The sequence below is a fragment of the Pusillimonas sp. genome (genome assembly GCF_044464525.1).
Taxonomy (GTDB): domain Bacteria; phylum Pseudomonadota; class Gammaproteobacteria; order Burkholderiales; family Burkholderiaceae_B; genus Pusillimonas.
Genome location: NZ_JBIQLE010000004.1, coordinates 97,499 through 114,683, shown reverse-complemented (window position 1 = coordinate 114,683; position 17,185 = coordinate 97,499). Strand labels below are relative to the sequence as shown.

Genomic DNA, 17,185 nt, shown 5'->3' with positions numbered 1-17,185 from the left:
TTGAACCCCAAACTCTATCTGGGGTTGGCGATCGTGGAAGAGGTCCGGAGTCAGAAGTCTGAGTTTTGGGTTGGTCATGTTAAATTTCCTGTAGAACCTTTTTGTGTCGATAGTGGCTACCACCACTGCATCGATATCCGGTCTACCGTGGCGGTGCCTGAGGTAGATGCCCGGGCAGTTTTCGGCTTTATTGGCCGCACTCAGGCTATTGCCATAAAGGCAGTATCACTATCTCGCACAAAGCCCTCCGTTGATTGGACGGGCGTGCTTTTATGGACGATTCGTGCGGCCATTAGGGTGGTACAAGCTGGATGAGGACCTCGTGTATTGTCTTGCGGAGCCTGTAGCGTGGAAAAAAATCATTTGCATCCGCGGCCTCGCATGCCGGAGGAAGATGGGGTCCTCGAGTTTGGCCCGTTTCGTCTGCATGTCGCTAAACGCGTGCTGCAGCGACAGGGGGTGGCAGTCAAACTTGGCAGTCGCTCGCTTGATCTGCTGATTGCGTTGGTTGAGCGGGGCGGCGACGTACTTTCCCGGCGAGACTTGATCGCGCGAGCATGGTCAGGTCTAGTGGTGGACGAGGCCAACTTGCGGGTAGCCATCTCGAGCCTTCGCAAGTCCTTGGATGATGGGAAGGACGGTGCGCGCTACATCGTCAATCTCCCTGGTCGCGGTTACACCTTCGTCGCGCCCGTTTCACGAGTGCGTCTCGAGTCGCTATCTCCGAAACTCGAAGCCACCCCCGATTTACTCTTCGCCAGCGGAGCGCCCATTTCGCTCTCGGAACAATCGTTGCCCGAGCAGCTCGGACGTCTCATTGGGCGTGATGGTTCGGTGCAGGAAATTGTCGAGTTGCTCACAGATCATCGGTTTGTAAGCATCATCGGCCCGGGTGGAATGGGCAAGACGACTGTTGCGATCTGCGTGGCGCATACGATGCTAGATGCCTTTGACGGCGCGGTGTACTACGTCGACCTAGCCTCAGTGACTGATTCCGCGCTCGTGCCCGGCGCGATTGCTTCCGTGCTTGGCTTGAAGATGCAGGTGCATGATCCCAAGTCAAGCATCCGGGCGTTTTTTTGCGCCCGAAGAGCGTTGCTGCTACTGGACAATTGTGAGCACCTCATCGACGAAATTGCGGTTCTCGCAGAATGGCTTTATAAACGCACGCCGCAAACTCACCTGCTTGCGACCAGTCGCGAGTTGTTGCGTGTCGAGGGGGAACACGTTCATATCCTTCCAGCGCTTGATGCTCCGCCTGTTAGCGATGGTATTACGGCGGCCGATGCGTTGGCGTTTCCTGCGGTCCAGCTTTTTATGGATCGCGTGGCTGCAAGTGGGGTACAAGAGGCGCTGACGGATGAGCTGGCTCCGCTTGCCGTCGAGATTTGTCGAAAGATGGACGGCATCGCCCTGGCTATCGAATGGGCAGCCGGGCGGGTTCGATCGCATGGTCTGCGAGGAACCGCAGAACTGATCGACAACCGCTTCAATCTTCTATGGCAGGGCCGCCGTAGCGCGCCTCCCAGGCATCAGACTCTCCAGGCAATGCTTGATTGGAGTTACAACCTGTTGTCCGAGCGCGAACGTTGCGTGTTGTACCGGTCGTCCGTGTTTGTGGCTCCGTTCAAGCTAGCGGCAGCACAGCGGCTTGCAGCGGACGCGGTAATCACGGAAACTCAGGTGGCGGAAGCAACCGCAAGCCTCATCGACAAATCATTGCTGTCACCAGTGATCTTGAATGGATCAAGCTATCTGCGTCTTCTGGATACGACGCGCACGTACGCCTCGGTAAAACTGTTGGACTCGAGAGAGGTCAACACCGTCTCGCGGAAACTCGCCGAATATCTCATTGAGCAATTCTCCCGAAGTAGTGATCATGAGAGTGCGCGGCGGGCTGCGGACAGTGATGTGATGCAGGTCGGCAACGTGCGCACTGCTCTTGCCTGGGCATTCTCCGAGGAGGGGGAAGGCGAACTGGGAGTTCGTCTGGCAGCGTTCGCCGTACCGCTTCTATTGGAATTATCACTGCTGGAAGAGTGCCATCGCTGGTGTCAGGCCGCGCTGTTGCAACTGGGCTCACACGAGGGCTCCGCGACGCATCTCATTTTGCAAGAGGCGTTGGTGATCTCCGCATTGTTTACTTGCGTAGATCGAGATGAACTTCGTCATTCAATTGAATGCGGGCTGAGTCTGGCACGGAAGTTGGGCGACCACGAAACTGAACTCGAGCTGCTCGCGGGGCAGCATATCGTTATGTGCCATATTGGACGCTTCCGTGAGGCGGTCGAGGTGAGTTGCCGCAGTCTCGAGCTGGCGCGCAGGGTCGGTTCATCTGCGGGAATCGTCATGTCCGAGTGGATGCTCGGGTGTGCGTATCACTTGGCGGGCGATCAGGCGGGAGCGCTATGCCATATCGAAGAGGGCTTCAAGCAAGCTGCGGCGCGGGGCGTGACGAAGGTAGATATTTATGGTTACGAACATCGGACCCGCGCCCTTATCGTCTTGGCACGCGCACTCTGGCTGAGCGGCGCGACCGACCGCGCCGCTCAAGTTGCACGTCAGGCAGTCGAGGAAGCTGAGCCGGACGAGCAGCCAATGAGCATGTTCGTCGCTTTGCTATACGCTTCGACGGTTTTTTTGTGGCGGGGAGATGTAGAGGAATCGGAAGCGCTGGTAAGCCGCCTCATTGAACACGTCGGTCGTTACTCGTTTGGTACAAACGCGGATTTTGGCGTCGCGCTATCAGGCGAAGTAGCTTTGCTTCGCGGAGAGTTCCGGACTGCGGCAAACAGGCTTCGAGAGGCGCTAGCTACCATGCATGCGGAGAGGCGACAAATCCTCACGAACAGGCTGACCCGATCGATATCTGAGGCGCTGTTCGAATGCGGTGAGATCCTGGAGGCCGAGGCGATGATAGCCGCGGCAGTGGAAGGGGCTGAGGCACGCCAAGATTCATTCGACATACCTGAGTTGTTGCGTACGCGCGCGCAAATCGGGATTGTTTCCGGTCGATTGGATCCGCGCGCTGCTGAAGAGATGTTGCGGCATGCGATGGAGCTTGCAAACAGTCAAGGCGCGCTCAGTTTGGAATTGCGCTCCGCCATGGCTTTAGGTGCACTGCTTGCAAGCGAGAAGCGGGCTGAAGAAGCCTACGCGATCCTCGCCGAGGTTTACGGCCGCTTTACGGAAGGATACGAAACGCGCGATCTCAGAACCGCCTTACAGTTGATGAACGCCTGGCGTCGGGCCCCGACAGCAAAGCCAGACGCTGATTAAGTCGTAATGCCATTGCTTGGCGAGGTGTTCACCCCGAGGGCCTTATTCCAGCAAAGTCTCAGCATCGCAATACTGGAACTGCACTTTCGGTCAAGAAATAGTGAGCACTAATTAAAAAGAGGCTCCGGACTACACGGTCATTTACAGGGTTTTACACCGCTTTACGGGCGCCACGACACGCGAACTCGTAGGATACAAGGACGCAATTCGGGGGCGTACGCGCCCTGTAGGAGGTGTTTCTTGGCCAGTCAATCAAGCGGTTCTCTCCTTCCTCCAACTGTGGGAGAGTTCTTTGAGGCAACGAATGCTGGTGACCTGCCCCGTCTTCTTGAGGTCTTCGCGGCGGACTCGATCGTCAATGATCAGTTGGAGCAGTGGCGCGGGCGGGCACAACTAAGCGAGTGGGCCGCGCGAGATGTTATCGGGCAGCAGCTAACGCTTCGCCCCACTCATTGGATCCAGCACTACGGCCACTGCGTGGTCGCGGCTCACGCCGACGGAAATTTTGATAAGCGTGGGTTGCCTGAACCGTTGAGAGTTATGCTTTATTTCACACTCACGGAAGACAAAATCGTGCAGTTGATTGTTCTGCGAGATCGCTCGGGCACGTCTTCTTTCGACACGTAGTCGGGAAGCTCGGCGTAGAGATAGAGCAGGTCTCCTTTACGGAGCTTTTCAACTCCTTACTACCGCATTTGAGTGTGTACGCCCGATCATTCTACATAGGTGGATCGAGATCCACGTTTTTGATCGGAGAGAATCCCATGAACACTATCGCGGTGTCAGCCACTGAGGCTGAGGAACGGAGTCGGCAGAGCGGGGTGGCATTGGCAGCAACTTTGCTGGAGCTACTCACTGAAGCACAATCCAAGGTGGAACTTGATCGTCAGGGAGCCCAAGCATACCTGTCCCGGGCGGCAGGGTTGCTGGCGGCTACTCTGGAAAGGGACGCCCAACCGAAGGTTGAGCGCGCACTCTACGGCGGACTACCGCGGTGGCAGGCGAAACGCCTGAAAACCTTCATCGAGGAGAATCTCGAGCAGCCTATCAGAAGTCCTGATCTCATCGCACTCACTGGAATGAGCGCGGGGCACTTCTTTCGAACTTTCAAGGCGACATTCGGCCAGGCTCCGTTCGCCTACGTTGCGAGCCGGCGCATAGAGCGCTCGCAGCAGCTGATGCTAACGACTAACCATTCCCTTTCCCAAATCGCGCTCGATTGCGGGATGTGCGATCAGTCTCATTTCACGCGCCAGTTTCGGCGGCTGGTGGGTATGCCGCCGGGTGAATGGCGGCGGCAATATGCCTGCGGGTCGCTAGACACAAGTCGTCAGATACGGAAGTCGCAACATGCCGAATTCTCAAGTGACGCGTTTGCTTCGCGGATGTCGTCCCGCGAGGCTCGGAGCTCCCGGGCTCCGCTTGGCCAGTAAGCCGATGTCGATTGCCGCGCTGATGTCCCGCAATACAAGAGTTACGCAAAGTTCTCGTCCTTCAAGCAGACGTACCGAGATACCGTGAGCCGAAATAACGGTACTGGCGCCCACGGTGTTGAGCAGTACAGCGCTCCCGTATCGCACCCCCGCCAAGCGACGAAATAACGACCTCACGGTTCTTCCATACCAGCAAGCTTATCCAATTAATGGCTGGTCGTTTGCGAGATAGTGATACCTCAGTCAAGGCACTAGGGCATACATCTTTATCGACTACCAACCTCTTCATGTTTCGTCGATTCTCTCGACGCTGCGAGGAGCCGCGTACCGATGTGCTGCAAGCTTTAGCTTGACTGATCCCGCAAGGAGACGGCGAGGGTTTTATGAGCGTCGTCGAAAATTCCGGCGGTTTCAACGCTGAAAAGGCCGCTACGAAATCGGCCTAATCACCAGCAACATCACTACTTTCATCAGGAACAACTATGACTACTTCGACTACCAACTTTGCCATTGCGATCAGCCTGGTGGCGTCCGCTGCCTTCACGACAGCCCACGCGCAAGAATCACCAAGGCAGCCCCGACAGCCAGTACACGTCTCGGGGGCCAGTGAGAACGTTAAGAACGACCTTTCCGATTGGAGAAAAGCCGGCTTTGACCAACACACCTCTGACATACTTTCATACGACGTATACGGCGCCGAGTACCAGCGGCGCTACGCAAAGTACCAAGAGCTGAAACGACAACGGACTGGGGCAACTACCACCAGTGAGTAGGCGTGCTGTGCGAGGCCGAAACTGCTCCCAACAGTCGTGCGTGATGCGCGCACCGTTTAGCAATGTCGGCCCCGCCGCCCGCTCGCCAGCTGATCTTCCCAAGCGTCAGGCGGCACCGGCCGACTGCAGCATCGCGTCTTTTCGTTCCGTGATCTGTGGCAACAGAAGGTTATATCCCCGCAGATAGTACCAATGGCGACGACAGCGTAGTCCAACATACGAGGCTAGACTCCCGGCAGTTGGCGCTGGCTTTGCTAAGTACGGTTGCCTATCCGAACGATTAGGGCTGCCTATCACCTTATCTACCCCTTGGGTGTGGTGATGCTATTGTTTGAACCGCTGTTCAGGTCGCCATCGACCCGCGTTTTTGATAAATGAGATCGACGATTTCTCCGTTGCTCTGGTAGCCATCGACAAGCTGCTGGAACAGCTCGCGCGAGCGCGGGTAGTCGTCCAGCCGGATGGCGCTGTCCAGTTCGGCCAGGGCGGCCTTTAGTGCGCTCCAGGGCATGTCTTTTTCGTCGGCGCGCATGATCATGGGATGTTCGGTGGGCGAGACATTGTCGCCAATCAACAATTCTTCATATAGTTTTTCGCCGGGGCGCAGGCCGGTGTAGCGGATTTCAATATCGCCGTCGGAATTGCCGGCGTGGCGCACGCTCAGGCCCGAGAGCTGGACCATTTTCTCGGCCAGCCTGGCTATCTTTACCGGCTCCCCCATGTCCAGCACGAAGACGTCGCCGCCCCGGCCCATGGAGCCGGCCTGGATCACGAGTTGGGCCGCCTCGGGTATGGTCATGAAGTAGCGCGTGATGTCCGGATGGGTGACGGTGACGGGACCGCCCTTGCGGATCTGCTGCTTGAACAGCGGAATGACCGAGCCCGAAGAACCAAGCACGTTGCCGAAGCGCACCATGGTGAAGCGGGTGCGATTGTCGACGGCGCTGTCGCGCTTGCCATACAGGACCGGCCGGTCTTCCTTGGCCAGGGCCTGCAGGACCAACTCCGCCATGCGCTTGGTGCCGCCCATCACGTTGGTGGGGCGCACGGCCTTGTCGGTGGAAACCAGCACGAAGTGGCTTACGCCGGCACGTAGCGCGGCCTGGGCGGCATAAAGGGTGCCGAAGGTGTTGTTGACGACGCCCTCGGCGACGTTGTTTTCGACCATGGGCACATGCTTGTAGGCGGCGGCGTGGTAAACGGTGTCCACCTTCCAGGCGTCCATTACGTCGAACAGGCGACTGGGGTTGCGCACCGAGCCCAGCACCGGGACGATGCGTATCGGCAAGCCTGTCCGTTGTGCGTGTTCTTCAAGTTCGCGCTGGACGGCATACAGCCCGAACTCGGAATGCTCGAACAGGATCAGGGCTCGCGGTGTGCCGCGCATGATCTGCCGGCAAAGCTCTGAGCCGATCGATCCGCCCGCGCCGGTCACCATGACGACCTGGTCGTCTATGCAGCGGGCGAACAGGGCCTGGTCGGGCGCGACGGGATCGCGCCCCAGCAGGTCGTCGACGCGAACCTCGCGCAGGGCCTCGACCTGCACGCGGCCGGCCGCAAGGTCCATCAGCCCAGGCAAGGTGCGTACGGGCACGGCGTGCGACACCAGCATGTCGATGATTTCATTACGGCGCGCCCGCGAGGCCGATGGTATGGCCAGGAGTATTTCGTGGGCATCTGTATCGCGCAGCATATAGTCGATCTTATTCGGCGAATACACTTGCAGGCCTGCCATCAGGCGTCCTGTCAGCTCGGGGTTGTCGTCCATAAAACCAACGGGCAACAGTTCACCGCCCAGCCGCAGCGCTTGCAGAAGCTGGTTGCCGGCCGCGCCCGCGCCGTAGATCACCACGCGTGGACGTTCTTCTTTGCGTCGGCCGCCATTCGGTATCAGGGGCAGGGTGTCCTCGCCGAACTGTACGTTGTTGAAATAGTGCCGCACGAGCGCCCGAAGACCACCAATGAAAAGCAGGCTCAGCAGCCAATAGATGATGATGGTCGAGCGCGGAACGATGGCGCGCGAGTCGCCATACAGGTAGACGACGACGGCCAGCAAAGCGGCGGCAGCGGTGACGACGCGGCCGATCGCCGTCAGTGCCTGCGGGCCCAGGTAGCGCATGACGGTGCGGTACAGCCCGCAACGCAAGAACAATGGGATGGCGGTCAAGGGCGCGGCGGTGAACAGCCACGCGTGATTGCCGAAGGGCTGTACGACGCGGGCGTCTCCCAGCCGTATGACAAACGCCAGCCATAGCGCCAGCCAGATCAGGAGCACGTCCACGGCGATCTGCAGCATGCGCTTGCTGCGAGGGGAGAGCTTCAGCAGCCGTTCCCTCAGCGCCTGGCTGTGAACGTGCAGGGTTCGTTCACTGTCCATGGTGAGTTTCCATAAGCGTTGCCTCGCGCATGACGCCGGCCAGCGCCAGGCAGGTTTGCGTGATCTCGTTTTCCTCTAGGGTGGGGTGAACCAGAAACATCAGAGAGGTTTCACCCAGTTCGCGGGCTACCGGCAAGGGGCGCGCTGGGCGCCAGCCCGTGCCGTCAAAGGCTTTCTCCAAATAGACCTCAGAACATGAGCCCTGGTAGCAGGGCACGCCGCGCGCATTGATCTCCTGAATGATTCGGTCGCGGCTCCAGTCGTCCCGCAGGCTTTCAGGCTCGACAAAGACATAGCATTTATAGGCAGCGTGTCGGCAATAACCGGGGACCTTGGGCGCTCGCAGCCCCCGAATGCGGCGGGCTGCGTTCCAGATGCGACGCGCGTGCGCAAGCCGACGCTCATGCCATTCAGGCATGCGTTGAAGCTGGATGCGGCCAATGACCGCTTGAGTTTCCTGCATGCGCCAGTTGGTGCCGAAGCTTTCATGCAGCCAGCGAAATCCGGAAGGGTGCTCGCGTTCATAGACTGCCTCCCAGCTTTTACCGTGATCTTTATGTGCCCAGATCTTGCGCCACAGCGTCTTGTCGTTGGTGGTGATCATGCCGCCCTCACCGCCGGTCGTCATGATTTTGTCCTGGCAGAATGACCAGGCGCCGATGTGGCCAATGGAGCCAACAGGCCTGTTCTTGTAGCGGGCGCCATGGGCTTGGGCGCAGTCTTCGATGACCCATAGGTCGTGCTCGCGGGCCAACTCCATGATGGGGTCCATGTCGCAGGGCCAGCCCGCCAGGTGCACGCAGATCACGGCTCGTGTTTGTTTCGTCAGCACGGCCGCGATGGACCGGGCGTTGATGTTTTGCGAGTCGCGATCGACGTCGGCGAACACGGGCACTGCGCCACTGCGCACTATGCTCGAGGCCGAAGCCAGGAAGGTGCGCGGGGTCACGATAACCTCGTCGCCCGGCTGGAGTTCCAAGGCGATCAATGCCGCTTCGAGCGCCTGCGTGCCGTTACCCAGAGCGACGGCATGAGCGCAGCCGGACCATTCGGCAAATTCCTTTTCGAATCGTCGACCTTCCTCGCCCGTCCAATAGTTGACCTTGTTGGAAAGCAGTACTTTGCCGACAGCCTGAGCTTCCTCGTTGGTGTAGTGCGGCCAGGGCGAAAAAGCGGTATTCAACATAATGTGCAAGCTCGCAAAATAAGGGAATGGATGTTCAGGGTATCGATGGCAGGTCCGGCGCTTGCGCGTGGGCCGGTCGAGCGCGCGCCGGCGTTCCGACGGCAATCATGCCGTCGGCCACGTCACGCACGACGGTCGCGCCGCTGCCTACGGTGCTTTCGCAACCTATGCGGATCAGGTGATTGACATTGGCGCCCAGGCCTACCCAGCTTTGCCGGCCGATACGCGCTCCGCCGCCCAGGCCCGCATTCGGTCCGATGTGTACGTAGTCTTCCAGTACGCAGTCGTGCTCTATGATGCAGCCGGTATTCAGGATGACGCCGGCGCCCACGTGCGCGCCGGCATTGACGACGGCGCGCGCGAACACCACGCAGCCGGCTCCAAGCTGTGCGTGGCGGCTGATGATGGAGGCCGGATGCAGCACGCAAGTCATCGGAGCTCCGGCCGCCAACAGTTTCTTCTGCACGTTTGCGCGGACCTGGTTGTCGCCGATGCCGACGATGACGCCGTCGTACTCGTGCAGCCGTTCGAGCAAGAGCGCCACGTCGCCACGGATTTGCCACGGGCCGTTATGAATCGCGGTGCGTGGCCAGGCGTCGTCGTAGAATTCCGTGCTGGTCCAGCCGCTGCATTGTGCCGCGTCGGCAATGACGCGGCCATGGCCGCCGGCGCCCACAATCGCTAACCGCTTCATTGTTTGTCTCCCATGAATTTACGCATGGTCGCCTCGCCCTGCGCGGCAACGCCGCGCCGACTCAGGACCAGCCGCAGCGTCATCACCAATATCTTCAGGTCGAGCCGGAAGCTGCGGTGGTCCACATACCAGATGTCCAGCTCGAATCGTTCGCTCCAGTCGACGTTGTTGCGGCCATGGACTTGAGCCCAGCCTGTAAGGCCGGGGCGCACCTCGTGCCGGCGACGCTGCCTGGCGTTGTAGTGCGGCAGGTATTCCATTAGCAGGGGGCGGGGGCCGATCAGGCTCATGTTCCCCTTCAACACGTTCCAGAGTTCCGGCAATTCGTCCAGGCTGGTAGAGCGAAGCTTTTGTCCGAAGGGAGTAAGGCGGTCGGCGTCCGACAGCGGTCGTCCTGAGGCGTCTTGAATATCCAGCATCGTGCGGAACTTGATCAAGGTGAAGGGCTCTTCATTCAACCCGGGCCGCTGTTGCCGGAACAAAACGGGGCGCCCCAGCTTTACGGCCACCAGCAACGCCACGCCCGCGAGCACCGGTGCCAGCAACACCAAGGCCAAGGCCGAGACCACGATGTCGAACAGTCTTTTGATCATGAGTTCTGTCTGCCTATGTTCATCTTGCTTAGCATGTATGCATTGACTTTGTGCACGTCGAATTTCTGCTCGGCGATGGCGCGTGAGCGCTTGCCCATGGCCGCGATCCGGCTCGGCGAACTGTGTAGCGCTTCCATGGCTTGTACCAAGGCGTCCACGGAGCGGGGCGGCACAAGATGGCCGTTGCCGCCTTCTTCCACGGTTTGCCGACAACCGGGTGCGTCGGTGGTGATGACGGCGCGGCCCATGGCCATGGCCTCGAGCACGGTGCGTGGAGTGCCTTCGCGGTAAGAAGGAAGGACATAAACGCTGCTGGCGGCTACGGCCGGGCGCACGTCTTGCAGACGCCCCAAATAATGGATGGCGCCGGATGATGTCCAATCCTGAAGCTCTTTCTCGTGGATGGCATCAGGGCTGTCGTCTATCCATCCCGCGAGGCTGAAAACGCACTCGGGATAAGTAGAGCGCATGCGCGCCGCAGCGGCTGCATATTCGCGCACGCCCTTGTCGCCCAACAGCCGGGCAATCAGCAAGAAGTGCGTCGCGGCCGGCAAAGGCGCCACCTGATACTGATCCAGATCCACTCCGGAGCCGTTCACCACATGCGCGTCTTGCCCATTGGAAATAATGCTCAAGGAACAGAACAAGGCTTTGTCATCCGGATTCTGGAAGAAAGCCGCATGGGCTTTCTTGAGTCCCAGGCGATATAGGCCTTGGGCGAGCGAGCGCAGCAGCTTGCGGTCTGACTTCCCGTCGCCCTGGAAGGTGTAGCCCAAGCCCGTAATCAGTGCGTAACGGCGTGGAACGCGAGCCAGCCAAGCAGCCAAGGTTCCATAGATGACGGGTTTGATGGTGTATCCCAGGGTGTAGTGCGGCCGCACACGACGCATCAGGCGCCATAGGGCGAACAGGGTCTTCAGGTCGGCAGCAGGATTCATGCCCGTACGCCGCAGGGGTATGTCGTGGGCTGTGAAGCCGCGGGCTTCCAGTTCGCGCCTTGCGGGCGAGCGGGGTGGCAGGTTTGGCGCGGCGACGTGGACGTCCAGGCCTTGGGACCGCAGGGCGTCCAGCAGCGCACCACGAAACTGCAAGATTGAATCGGCAAAGCCAGCAATCAGCAAGAATTTCATGGTTTGAGGGCGCCGGGGCCGTAGTCGGCCGGCGCATAAGTATTTCGAACAGCCATTCGATGGCGGGCCGAGCGTTGGCGCGAACGTCCCATCAGCGAGATGAACAGGTAGATCAGCATGGGGGCGAACATCCATTTCTGTCGCACAGCGATGCCAAGATTGGCCGTGGTAAGGGCCAGGATCAGCCACGTCAGCATGCAGTAGAACCACATGAAGGCCCGATTGCCCGCCAGTTTGTATCGGCGCCGGCGAAGAGCCTGGGCGCCGCCCGCGAAGACCAGGAAGATCAGCGCCAGGTTGTCGACAGAGGCCGCCAGCGCGAATATGCTGCCCGCTTCGTAGGGCATGGGCCGGAACAGATAACTGAACAGCTGCATGGGCAAGCTCATCGAGGCGATGTCCACGCTGCTGCCTCCTTGCGTGTTGACCGATTGCCGCTCTTCGACGTAGCTCATGATGTCGTCCGTGCCGGACGCTTCGCCCAGCCCCGCATAGCCAAGGGCGAATGGCACCATGACGGCGGTGGCGGCAAGCGCCGCCGTACCCAGGAAAAGCCGCTGCCCCAGGGGCAGCCGGCGTTGAAGCACGAGCGAACCGGTCAGCGCAATGACCATGACGCCCGCAATGTGGGGCCTGACCAGGGCCATGATGAAGATGGCCACGGCGAGCAGTACGTAGCGCCGGCGCACATCGAGGGCCGCGAACAGTGTCAGAGCGGCTGCCATGAACGCCAGCGAGTCTTTGCCCAACGCCGATGACCAGAAACTAATGGATGGAAGCAGTACGATCAGCGTGGCAAAGCGACGCAGCAGCCTGGACTTGTCTGCGGTCGCAGCTTGCAGGCAGGCGTCGAACGCGATCAGGCCGATGCTGCCGAAGATATTGAAAAGCAGGCACGCGCCCAGGAAGGACAGATCCAGCCCGGTTACGAACAGGGTGGCGATGTTGACCACCGCTCCGGTGCCAAAAGGCGCCATGAACTCGCCTTGCTGCGCCTTCATGTAGTAGACCAGAGCGTCGGCGCCATTCTCGATGGCATATGCGGCGTACGCCAGGCAGAGCAGGGTATGCCATGCGTAAAGCAGTGCTGCGCGGCCATGGCGCACGCCCAGCATGCGCCCGGCCTTCAGCGCCGCCAAAAGTCCCGCCAGGCATACGAGTACGGCGCTAGCCAGTTGCAGTGGCAATCCGATCAGTTCCATGTTCAGACTCGCCGGGCAGGACGCATGGCGTCCGGGGAAAGGCGGTTTTTGACGATGCGGAACTTCCCGCTGGCCTCACGCGGAATCTCGTCCACCTGATCCAGCCTGATGCGCATCGCGCTGCCCAGGCGCTCGGTCAAGGCGTTCAGGAAGCGGGCGCGTTGTTCGGACGTGAAGCGTTCATTGCCTACTACCGTGACGTCGACCGTGTCAGGAGCGTCTTGCACGACCTGGAAGCAGATGATGCCCCGGGCATCTTTGGTGCAATTGCTGATGTTGCCCAGATTCACCTTGCCGTTTTCGGGCGACCAGATGAAGTCGGCGCTGCGGCCGTCGATGTGTTGCACCACGGGAAAGCATGAGCCGCATGCGCAGCGGTGATCCTCTGGCGCCAGGCTGATCCGATCGCCGATGCGGTAGCGGATCAACGGCGTGCCTCGCGTGGTGAACGGCGTAACCAGGATTTCCCCCTCGCGTGCGGGCCGCATGGCTTCGTCGACGACTTCGAAGACACCCGTAAGGGGATGGATGTGCAGCGACCCTTCGGGGCATTGCAGGATGAAGGGCGCGCCTTCCGAAGCCGCATACTGGTCGACCACGCGGCAGCCCAGGGTATCCGGTATCAGCTCACGGTGAACCGGCAGCACGGTTTCAGCGGTAGGAAAAAACGTGTCGACCTTGCCGTCGTAGCGTAGCCCGCGCTCCTGGGCCAAGGTGCAAAGATCCAGCACGCTGGAAGGGAAGCCAACGATGTAGTCGGGTTGGAAAGCCTGCAACGCCCGCCAGTACGCGTCGAAGTACTGCGTGCCGATGTGGAAGGTTGAAAAGAAGCGGATCTTGTTGAGGTGGTCGTCGCGCCAGACGCGGCCGCTTTCCAGGTCGGACGGGCGCAGCAGGCTCTTGCCGCTGAACCACGCCACCTTGCGGCCCAGCTTGTACCCGTAGCGCGCCCGAAAGTGATCCTTGAGCGCGAAGCGTTCCTGCATGTCTTCCGGATGGTAGATCACCTTCATCGACGCACCGGTGGTTCCGCCGGTGAGGCTTACGATGCCCTGGCTTTCGTCCAGTGTTCGTATCTGCTCCATGTTCGCCAGCAGATCTTCTTTTTCGAGAATGGGAAACTGGTGCAGCGCCTTGCCGCGATGCCGGGCGTACCAAGGCGATTTTTCAGTTGCCCATTGCAGAAACAGTGCTTGACGGCGGGCGGCTTCGCGCGCCACCTCTTGTGGCTCCGCCTGTTCGTATTCGCGGTAATAGCGCTGGTACTCGCGGTATCTACCGCGATGTCTTTGGCGGTAGAGATGGGTGTTGTAAAGGCTGATGCCGGCATCCTGAACCGAGGCCGGCGCGTATTTCAAGATCAGTTCTTTCAATGCCATGCAGGGTTTCCTTTGTGTCGAATCGGCGCCGGCACGGCGTCCTCGTAGAGGGCCTCAAACCGTTTCACCGCATGGGCGAGCGTGAAATTTCCAGCAATGCGTTGCCTGGCCCTGGCGCCCAGTTCCGTCCTGTCTGCTTTTTCCAGCTTCGCCATGTTGACCATGGCGCGTGCCAGGGCTGCCGTGTCGTTGCCGGGTATGAGCTGCCCGGTGTCGCCCAGTAACCGGCCCGCATCGCCCACGTCGGTGGCGATGCTGGGCAGCCCCACGCACATGGCTTCACCCAACACGTTTGGAAAACCCTCGGTGTGCGAGTGCAGGCAGAACACGTCCATGGCGCTTAGGCAGGCAGTAACGTCCGAGCGCTCGCCCAGCAGGAAGAAGCGCTCTGGGTTTCCGCCGGTCGAAATTTGCCGTAGAAGTGTTTTGTTTTGATCATTCACTTCCCTTCCCACCATCAGGAAGCGCAAGTCGGGCCGATGCTGCATTGCCTCGATGGCCGCTTCGACGAAGCCGTGATGGTTCTTTGCGGCGCTGTAACGACCCACCGAGCCGATAACGACCTCGTCCGGTGTAATTCCCAATTCCTTGCGCAATGCTTGGCGGCCCTCGATTGAGTATGCGAAGGCTTCCGGGTCATAGCCGTTGTGGATGACCTCCATCCGTGAGCGGTCATAGCCGGCTTGTGCGTGCACCTCGAGGGCGGCGTCGGCCACGCAAACGATGCGCCAGGGCAGGTGGCGTGAGGCGATGGCGCATGCGCTGCGCACCGCCTTTTTCAGGCGTGTGCCACCTGATTCGAAGTGCGAATTTCGTATACCCCACAGCACATGGCGGATGCCGAGCCGGCGTGCTGCCAGTCCGCCCAGGAGATCGGCGTAGTACATCCAGCATTGCAGTATGTCGGGTCGGTTGGTGCGTATCCGCCGTACCAGCCGGGCATAGGTGCGCGGGGCATCTCTCAGCGACTGCATTCCCAGGCACTCAACGGGGACCCCGGCTTCCTCCAGGCGCGGACCAAGCACGCCTTTGCTTGTAAGTGAAATAACCCGATGCTCAAATAGCGGCTCGTTCAGATGGGCCTGGATAAGGCGGTGCAGGAAGCGCTCCGCCCCGCCCACATCCAATCCCACTATCACATGCGTGATGCGAATGGGCTTTACAGATGCCGTCATGCACGCTGCTCCCGCAACCACGACTGAAACATCAACACGCACCACAGGCGGCTCGAGTGGTCTTGCTCGCCTTCCTGATGTTGGCGCCAGGCGCGTTGGATCGGGGCCGAATGCAGATAGCCTTCGCTGGCAAGCCGGCCGGGTTCTATCAAGGCCTCGGCCCAATCGCGCAAGGGGCCGCGCAGCCAGTCCGCCAATGGAATGGAAAAACCCTTCTTGGGTCGTTCGATAAGTGATCTGGGAACGTGCTTGTAAAGTAACTGCCGCAACGGCCATTTGCCTTCATTTTCGCGAATTTTCCATGTCAGAGGCATGCGCCATGCCAGCTCTACGACACGGTGGTCGAGCATGGGAACGCGCACTTCAAGGCTGTGCGCCATGGCGGCGCGGTCGACCTTGACCAAAATGTCGTCCGGCATGTACATGTTGGTGCTGGCGGCCATCATGTAGTGCTCAAAGCAGTCTGCTTGCGCAAGGAAAGACGAATCCATCAAGGGCGTGGATGCTTCGGTCGCATCGCGTACCAGTTCTTCGGGCTGCACCCAGTGGCTGCTTAATCGGCGATAGAATTCGCGATCATGGGATGATGACAACAGGCTGGATAGCTTGTGCAGCTTGTCGCCGTCGATGTTTCGGCCCCGCCCGCCAAGCGCCGCGCCACGCAGGCGTCCCAGTGTGGCGTCCCAACCCGAGGGCGGCACGCGGGTCAGCAGCGAGGCGCCGATCCCGCGCAATGGCGCGGGAATACGCTGGATACGGCGCCACAGCCCGGGCGCAAACTTGAATGTGTTGTAGCCGCCGAATAGTTCATCGCCTCCGTCGCCGCTAAGCGCTACTGTTACGTGTTGGCGGGTAAGCCGGCTGATGAGCAGGGTGGGTATTTGCGAACTGTCTGCAAAGGGTTCGTCGTAGACAGCGGAAAGGGTCGGGATAACCGCCAGCGCATCTTCCGGGCGGACATAAAGCTCGGTGTGGTCCGTGCCAAGATGCGCGGCAATGGTCGCCGCGTGAGGTGCTTCGTCGTAGCGTGTGTCGTCAAAGCCGATGGTAAAGGTGCGAACGGGGCGCGAGGCCCGCGCTTGCATCAGCGCGACGACCAGGCTGCTGTCGATGCCGCCGCTCAAGAATGCGCCCAATGGCACATCGGAAAGCATCTGCCCTCCAATTGCGCGGGACAGCTCCGCCTCCAGTGCGTCTACGGCGTCGTCGGGTGTCCCATCCAACGGGTTTGCCAGCCCTGCCGCCGCCGTCTCGGCAACCGACCAATATGAGCGGGGACGTGCCGTGCGGGCCGCTTCGGGCCGCGAAAGAGGCAGCACCAGCGAATGGCCGGGTGCAAGCTTATACACTCCTTCATAGATGCTGTGGGGTGCGGCAATATATCCGTGACGCATGAATGAGGCCAGGGCGGGACGGCTTACGTCGGCCTTGAAGGCAGGATGCAGTTGCAACGCCTTGAGCTCCGAACCGAAAATCAGGGTGTCTCCTGCCCATGTCCAATACAAGGGTTTTTCGCCCATCCGGTCGCGGGCCAGCACAAGCTCCTTGTTTTTGCGGTCCCATAAAGCGAAAGCGAACATGCCGGTCAGGGATTTGAGCATTTCCTCCAGGCTCCATGCGCCGGCGCAGGCCAGTAGGGTCTCGGTGTCCGAATGGCCACGCCAATTGGGAGCGCGATTCTCTTTTTCGAGACGGTCGCGAAGTTGGAGGTGGTTGTAGATCTCGCCATTGAAGACGACGACGTGGCGTTCTTCATGTGAAATCATGGGTTGGTGTCCCGCCTGGGAAAGCTCCAGCACAGAAAGCCGGCGATGGGCCAGGGCCAAGCCGCAATGCGGGTCGGTCCAGATGCCTGAGTCATCCGGCCCCCGATGGGTCAGCGCTTGGGCCATGCGCATGGCGGTGCTGCTCAATGAGTCAGTTCGTGTTTGAGAATGAAAGCCGGTCAGGCCGCACATGGTGTT

Annotated in this window: 14 protein-coding genes; 5 read left to right on the top strand and 9 right to left on the bottom strand. The window is 60.1% G+C overall.

The genetic code is table 11. The annotated features are described in order from the left end of the window. The first annotated feature begins 348 nt into the window (after positions 1–348). The 5 genes from ACIY1O_RS03660 (at position 349) to ACIY1O_RS03640 (ending at position 5,769) form a co-directional block, all read left to right on the top strand. Complete coding sequence (locus tag ACIY1O_RS03660; RefSeq protein ID WP_397473722.1) at positions 349–3,279, top strand: ATP-binding protein; 2,931 nt, start codon at positions 349–351, stop codon at positions 3,277–3,279. Positions 3,280–3,519: 240 nt separating this feature from the next. Then, positions 3,520–3,906 carry a nuclear transport factor 2 family protein gene (locus ACIY1O_RS03655; RefSeq protein WP_397473721.1) on the top strand — a complete coding sequence of 129 codons (387 nt, stop codon included), beginning with the start codon at positions 3,520–3,522 and terminating at the stop codon, positions 3,904–3,906. Positions 3,907–4,043: 137 nt separating this feature from the next. Beyond that, complete coding sequence (locus ACIY1O_RS03650; protein WP_397473720.1) at positions 4,044–4,712, top strand: helix-turn-helix domain-containing protein; 669 nt, start codon at positions 4,044–4,046, stop codon at positions 4,710–4,712. Between the two features lie 482 nt (positions 4,713–5,194). Beyond that, the gene (locus ACIY1O_RS03645) at positions 5,195–5,485 is read left to right on the top strand and encodes a hypothetical protein (protein ID WP_397473719.1); all 291 of its coding nucleotides are present in this window, start codon (positions 5,195–5,197) and stop codon (positions 5,483–5,485) included. A gap of 155 nt (positions 5,486–5,640) precedes the next feature. Continuing rightward, entirely contained in the window at positions 5,641–5,769 is a 129-nt protein-coding gene (locus ACIY1O_RS03640) for a sensory rhodopsin transducer (RefSeq protein WP_397473718.1), read from the top strand. A gap of 59 nt (positions 5,770–5,828) precedes the next feature. Here the strand turns inward: ACIY1O_RS03640 and ACIY1O_RS03635 are convergent, their stop codons facing one another. Genes ACIY1O_RS03635 through asnB form a run of 9 tightly spaced genes read right to left on the bottom strand, consistent with a single transcriptional unit; the run spans position 5,829 to position 17,179 of the window. Continuing rightward, entirely contained in the window at positions 5,829–7,862 is a 2,034-nt protein-coding gene (locus ACIY1O_RS03635) for a polysaccharide biosynthesis protein (RefSeq protein WP_397473717.1), read from the bottom strand. Continuing rightward, the gene (locus ACIY1O_RS03630; RefSeq protein WP_397473716.1) at positions 7,852–9,048 is read right to left on the bottom strand and encodes a DegT/DnrJ/EryC1/StrS family aminotransferase; all 1,197 of its coding nucleotides are present in this window, start codon (positions 9,046–9,048) and stop codon (positions 7,852–7,854) included. Before ACIY1O_RS03630 ends, ACIY1O_RS03635 begins: the two co-directional genes overlap by 11 nt. A gap of 34 nt (positions 9,049–9,082) precedes the next feature. After that, positions 9,083–9,742 (bottom strand): acetyltransferase, encoded by a 660-nt coding sequence (locus tag ACIY1O_RS03625; RefSeq protein ID WP_397473715.1) that lies wholly within the window; start codon positions 9,740–9,742, stop codon positions 9,083–9,085. Further along, positions 9,739–10,335: a sugar transferase gene (locus ACIY1O_RS03620; protein ID WP_397473714.1), complete on the bottom strand. Its 597-nt coding sequence runs from the start codon at positions 10,333–10,335 to the stop codon at positions 9,739–9,741. Before ACIY1O_RS03620 ends, ACIY1O_RS03625 begins: the two co-directional genes overlap by 4 nt. Continuing rightward, positions 10,332–11,465: a glycosyltransferase family 4 protein gene (locus ACIY1O_RS03615; protein WP_397473713.1), complete on the bottom strand. Its 1,134-nt coding sequence runs from the start codon at positions 11,463–11,465 to the stop codon at positions 10,332–10,334. Before ACIY1O_RS03615 ends, ACIY1O_RS03620 begins: the two co-directional genes overlap by 4 nt. Further along, positions 11,462–12,667: a hypothetical protein gene (locus ACIY1O_RS03610; RefSeq protein WP_397473712.1), complete on the bottom strand. Its 1,206-nt coding sequence runs from the start codon at positions 12,665–12,667 to the stop codon at positions 11,462–11,464. The genes ACIY1O_RS03615 and ACIY1O_RS03610 overlap by 4 nt, the downstream gene beginning before the upstream one ends. A 2-nt stretch (positions 12,668–12,669) precedes the next feature. Continuing rightward, the gene (locus ACIY1O_RS03605) at positions 12,670–14,046 is read right to left on the bottom strand and encodes a phenylacetate--CoA ligase family protein (RefSeq protein WP_397473711.1); all 1,377 of its coding nucleotides are present in this window, start codon (positions 14,044–14,046) and stop codon (positions 12,670–12,672) included. After that, positions 14,037–15,221: a glycosyltransferase family 4 protein gene (locus ACIY1O_RS03600; protein WP_397473710.1), complete on the bottom strand. Its 1,185-nt coding sequence runs from the start codon at positions 15,219–15,221 to the stop codon at positions 14,037–14,039. The genes ACIY1O_RS03605 and ACIY1O_RS03600 overlap by 10 nt, the downstream gene beginning before the upstream one ends. Then, positions 15,218–17,179: an asparagine synthase (glutamine-hydrolyzing) gene (gene asnB, locus ACIY1O_RS03595; protein ID WP_397473709.1), complete on the bottom strand. Its 1,962-nt coding sequence runs from the start codon at positions 17,177–17,179 to the stop codon at positions 15,218–15,220. The genes ACIY1O_RS03600 and asnB overlap by 4 nt, the downstream gene beginning before the upstream one ends. Between the last annotated feature and the right edge of the window lie 6 nt (positions 17,180–17,185).

Bases quoted from the DNA above. Each gene is read 5' to 3' on its own strand.
- ACIY1O_RS03625 (WP_397473715.1), bottom strand. From the start codon at position 9,742: ATGAAGCGGTTAGCGATTGTGGGCGCCGGCGGCCATGGCCGCGTCATT.
- ACIY1O_RS03615 (WP_397473713.1), bottom strand. From the start codon at position 11,465: ATGAAATTCTTGCTGATTGCTGGCTTTGCCGATTCAATCTTGCAGTTT.
- ACIY1O_RS03605 (WP_397473711.1), bottom strand. From the start codon at position 14,046: ATGGCATTGAAAGAACTGATCTTGAAATACGCGCCGGCCTCGGTTCAG.
- ACIY1O_RS03600 (WP_397473710.1), bottom strand. From the start codon at position 15,221: ATGACGGCATCTGTAAAGCCCATTCGCATCACGCATGTGATAGTGGGA.
- ACIY1O_RS03645 (WP_397473719.1), top strand. From the start codon at position 5,195: ATGACTACTTCGACTACCAACTTTGCCATTGCGATCAGCCTGGTGGCG.
- ACIY1O_RS03610 (WP_397473712.1), bottom strand. From the start codon at position 12,667: ATGGAACTGATCGGATTGCCACTGCAACTGGCTAGCGCCGTACTCGTA.
- ACIY1O_RS03650 (WP_397473720.1), top strand. From the start codon at position 4,044: ATGAACACTATCGCGGTGTCAGCCACTGAGGCTGAGGAACGGAGTCGG.
- ACIY1O_RS03630 (WP_397473716.1), bottom strand. From the start codon at position 9,048: ATGTTGAATACCGCTTTTTCGCCCTGGCCGCACTACACCAACGAGGAA.
- asnB (WP_397473709.1), bottom strand. From the start codon at position 17,179: ATGTGCGGCCTGACCGGCTTTCATTCTCAAACACGAACTGACTCATTG.
- ACIY1O_RS03620 (WP_397473714.1), bottom strand. From the start codon at position 10,335: ATGATCAAAAGACTGTTCGACATCGTGGTCTCGGCCTTGGCCTTGGTG.
- ACIY1O_RS03635 (WP_397473717.1), bottom strand. From the start codon at position 7,862: ATGGACAGTGAACGAACCCTGCACGTTCACAGCCAGGCGCTGAGGGAA.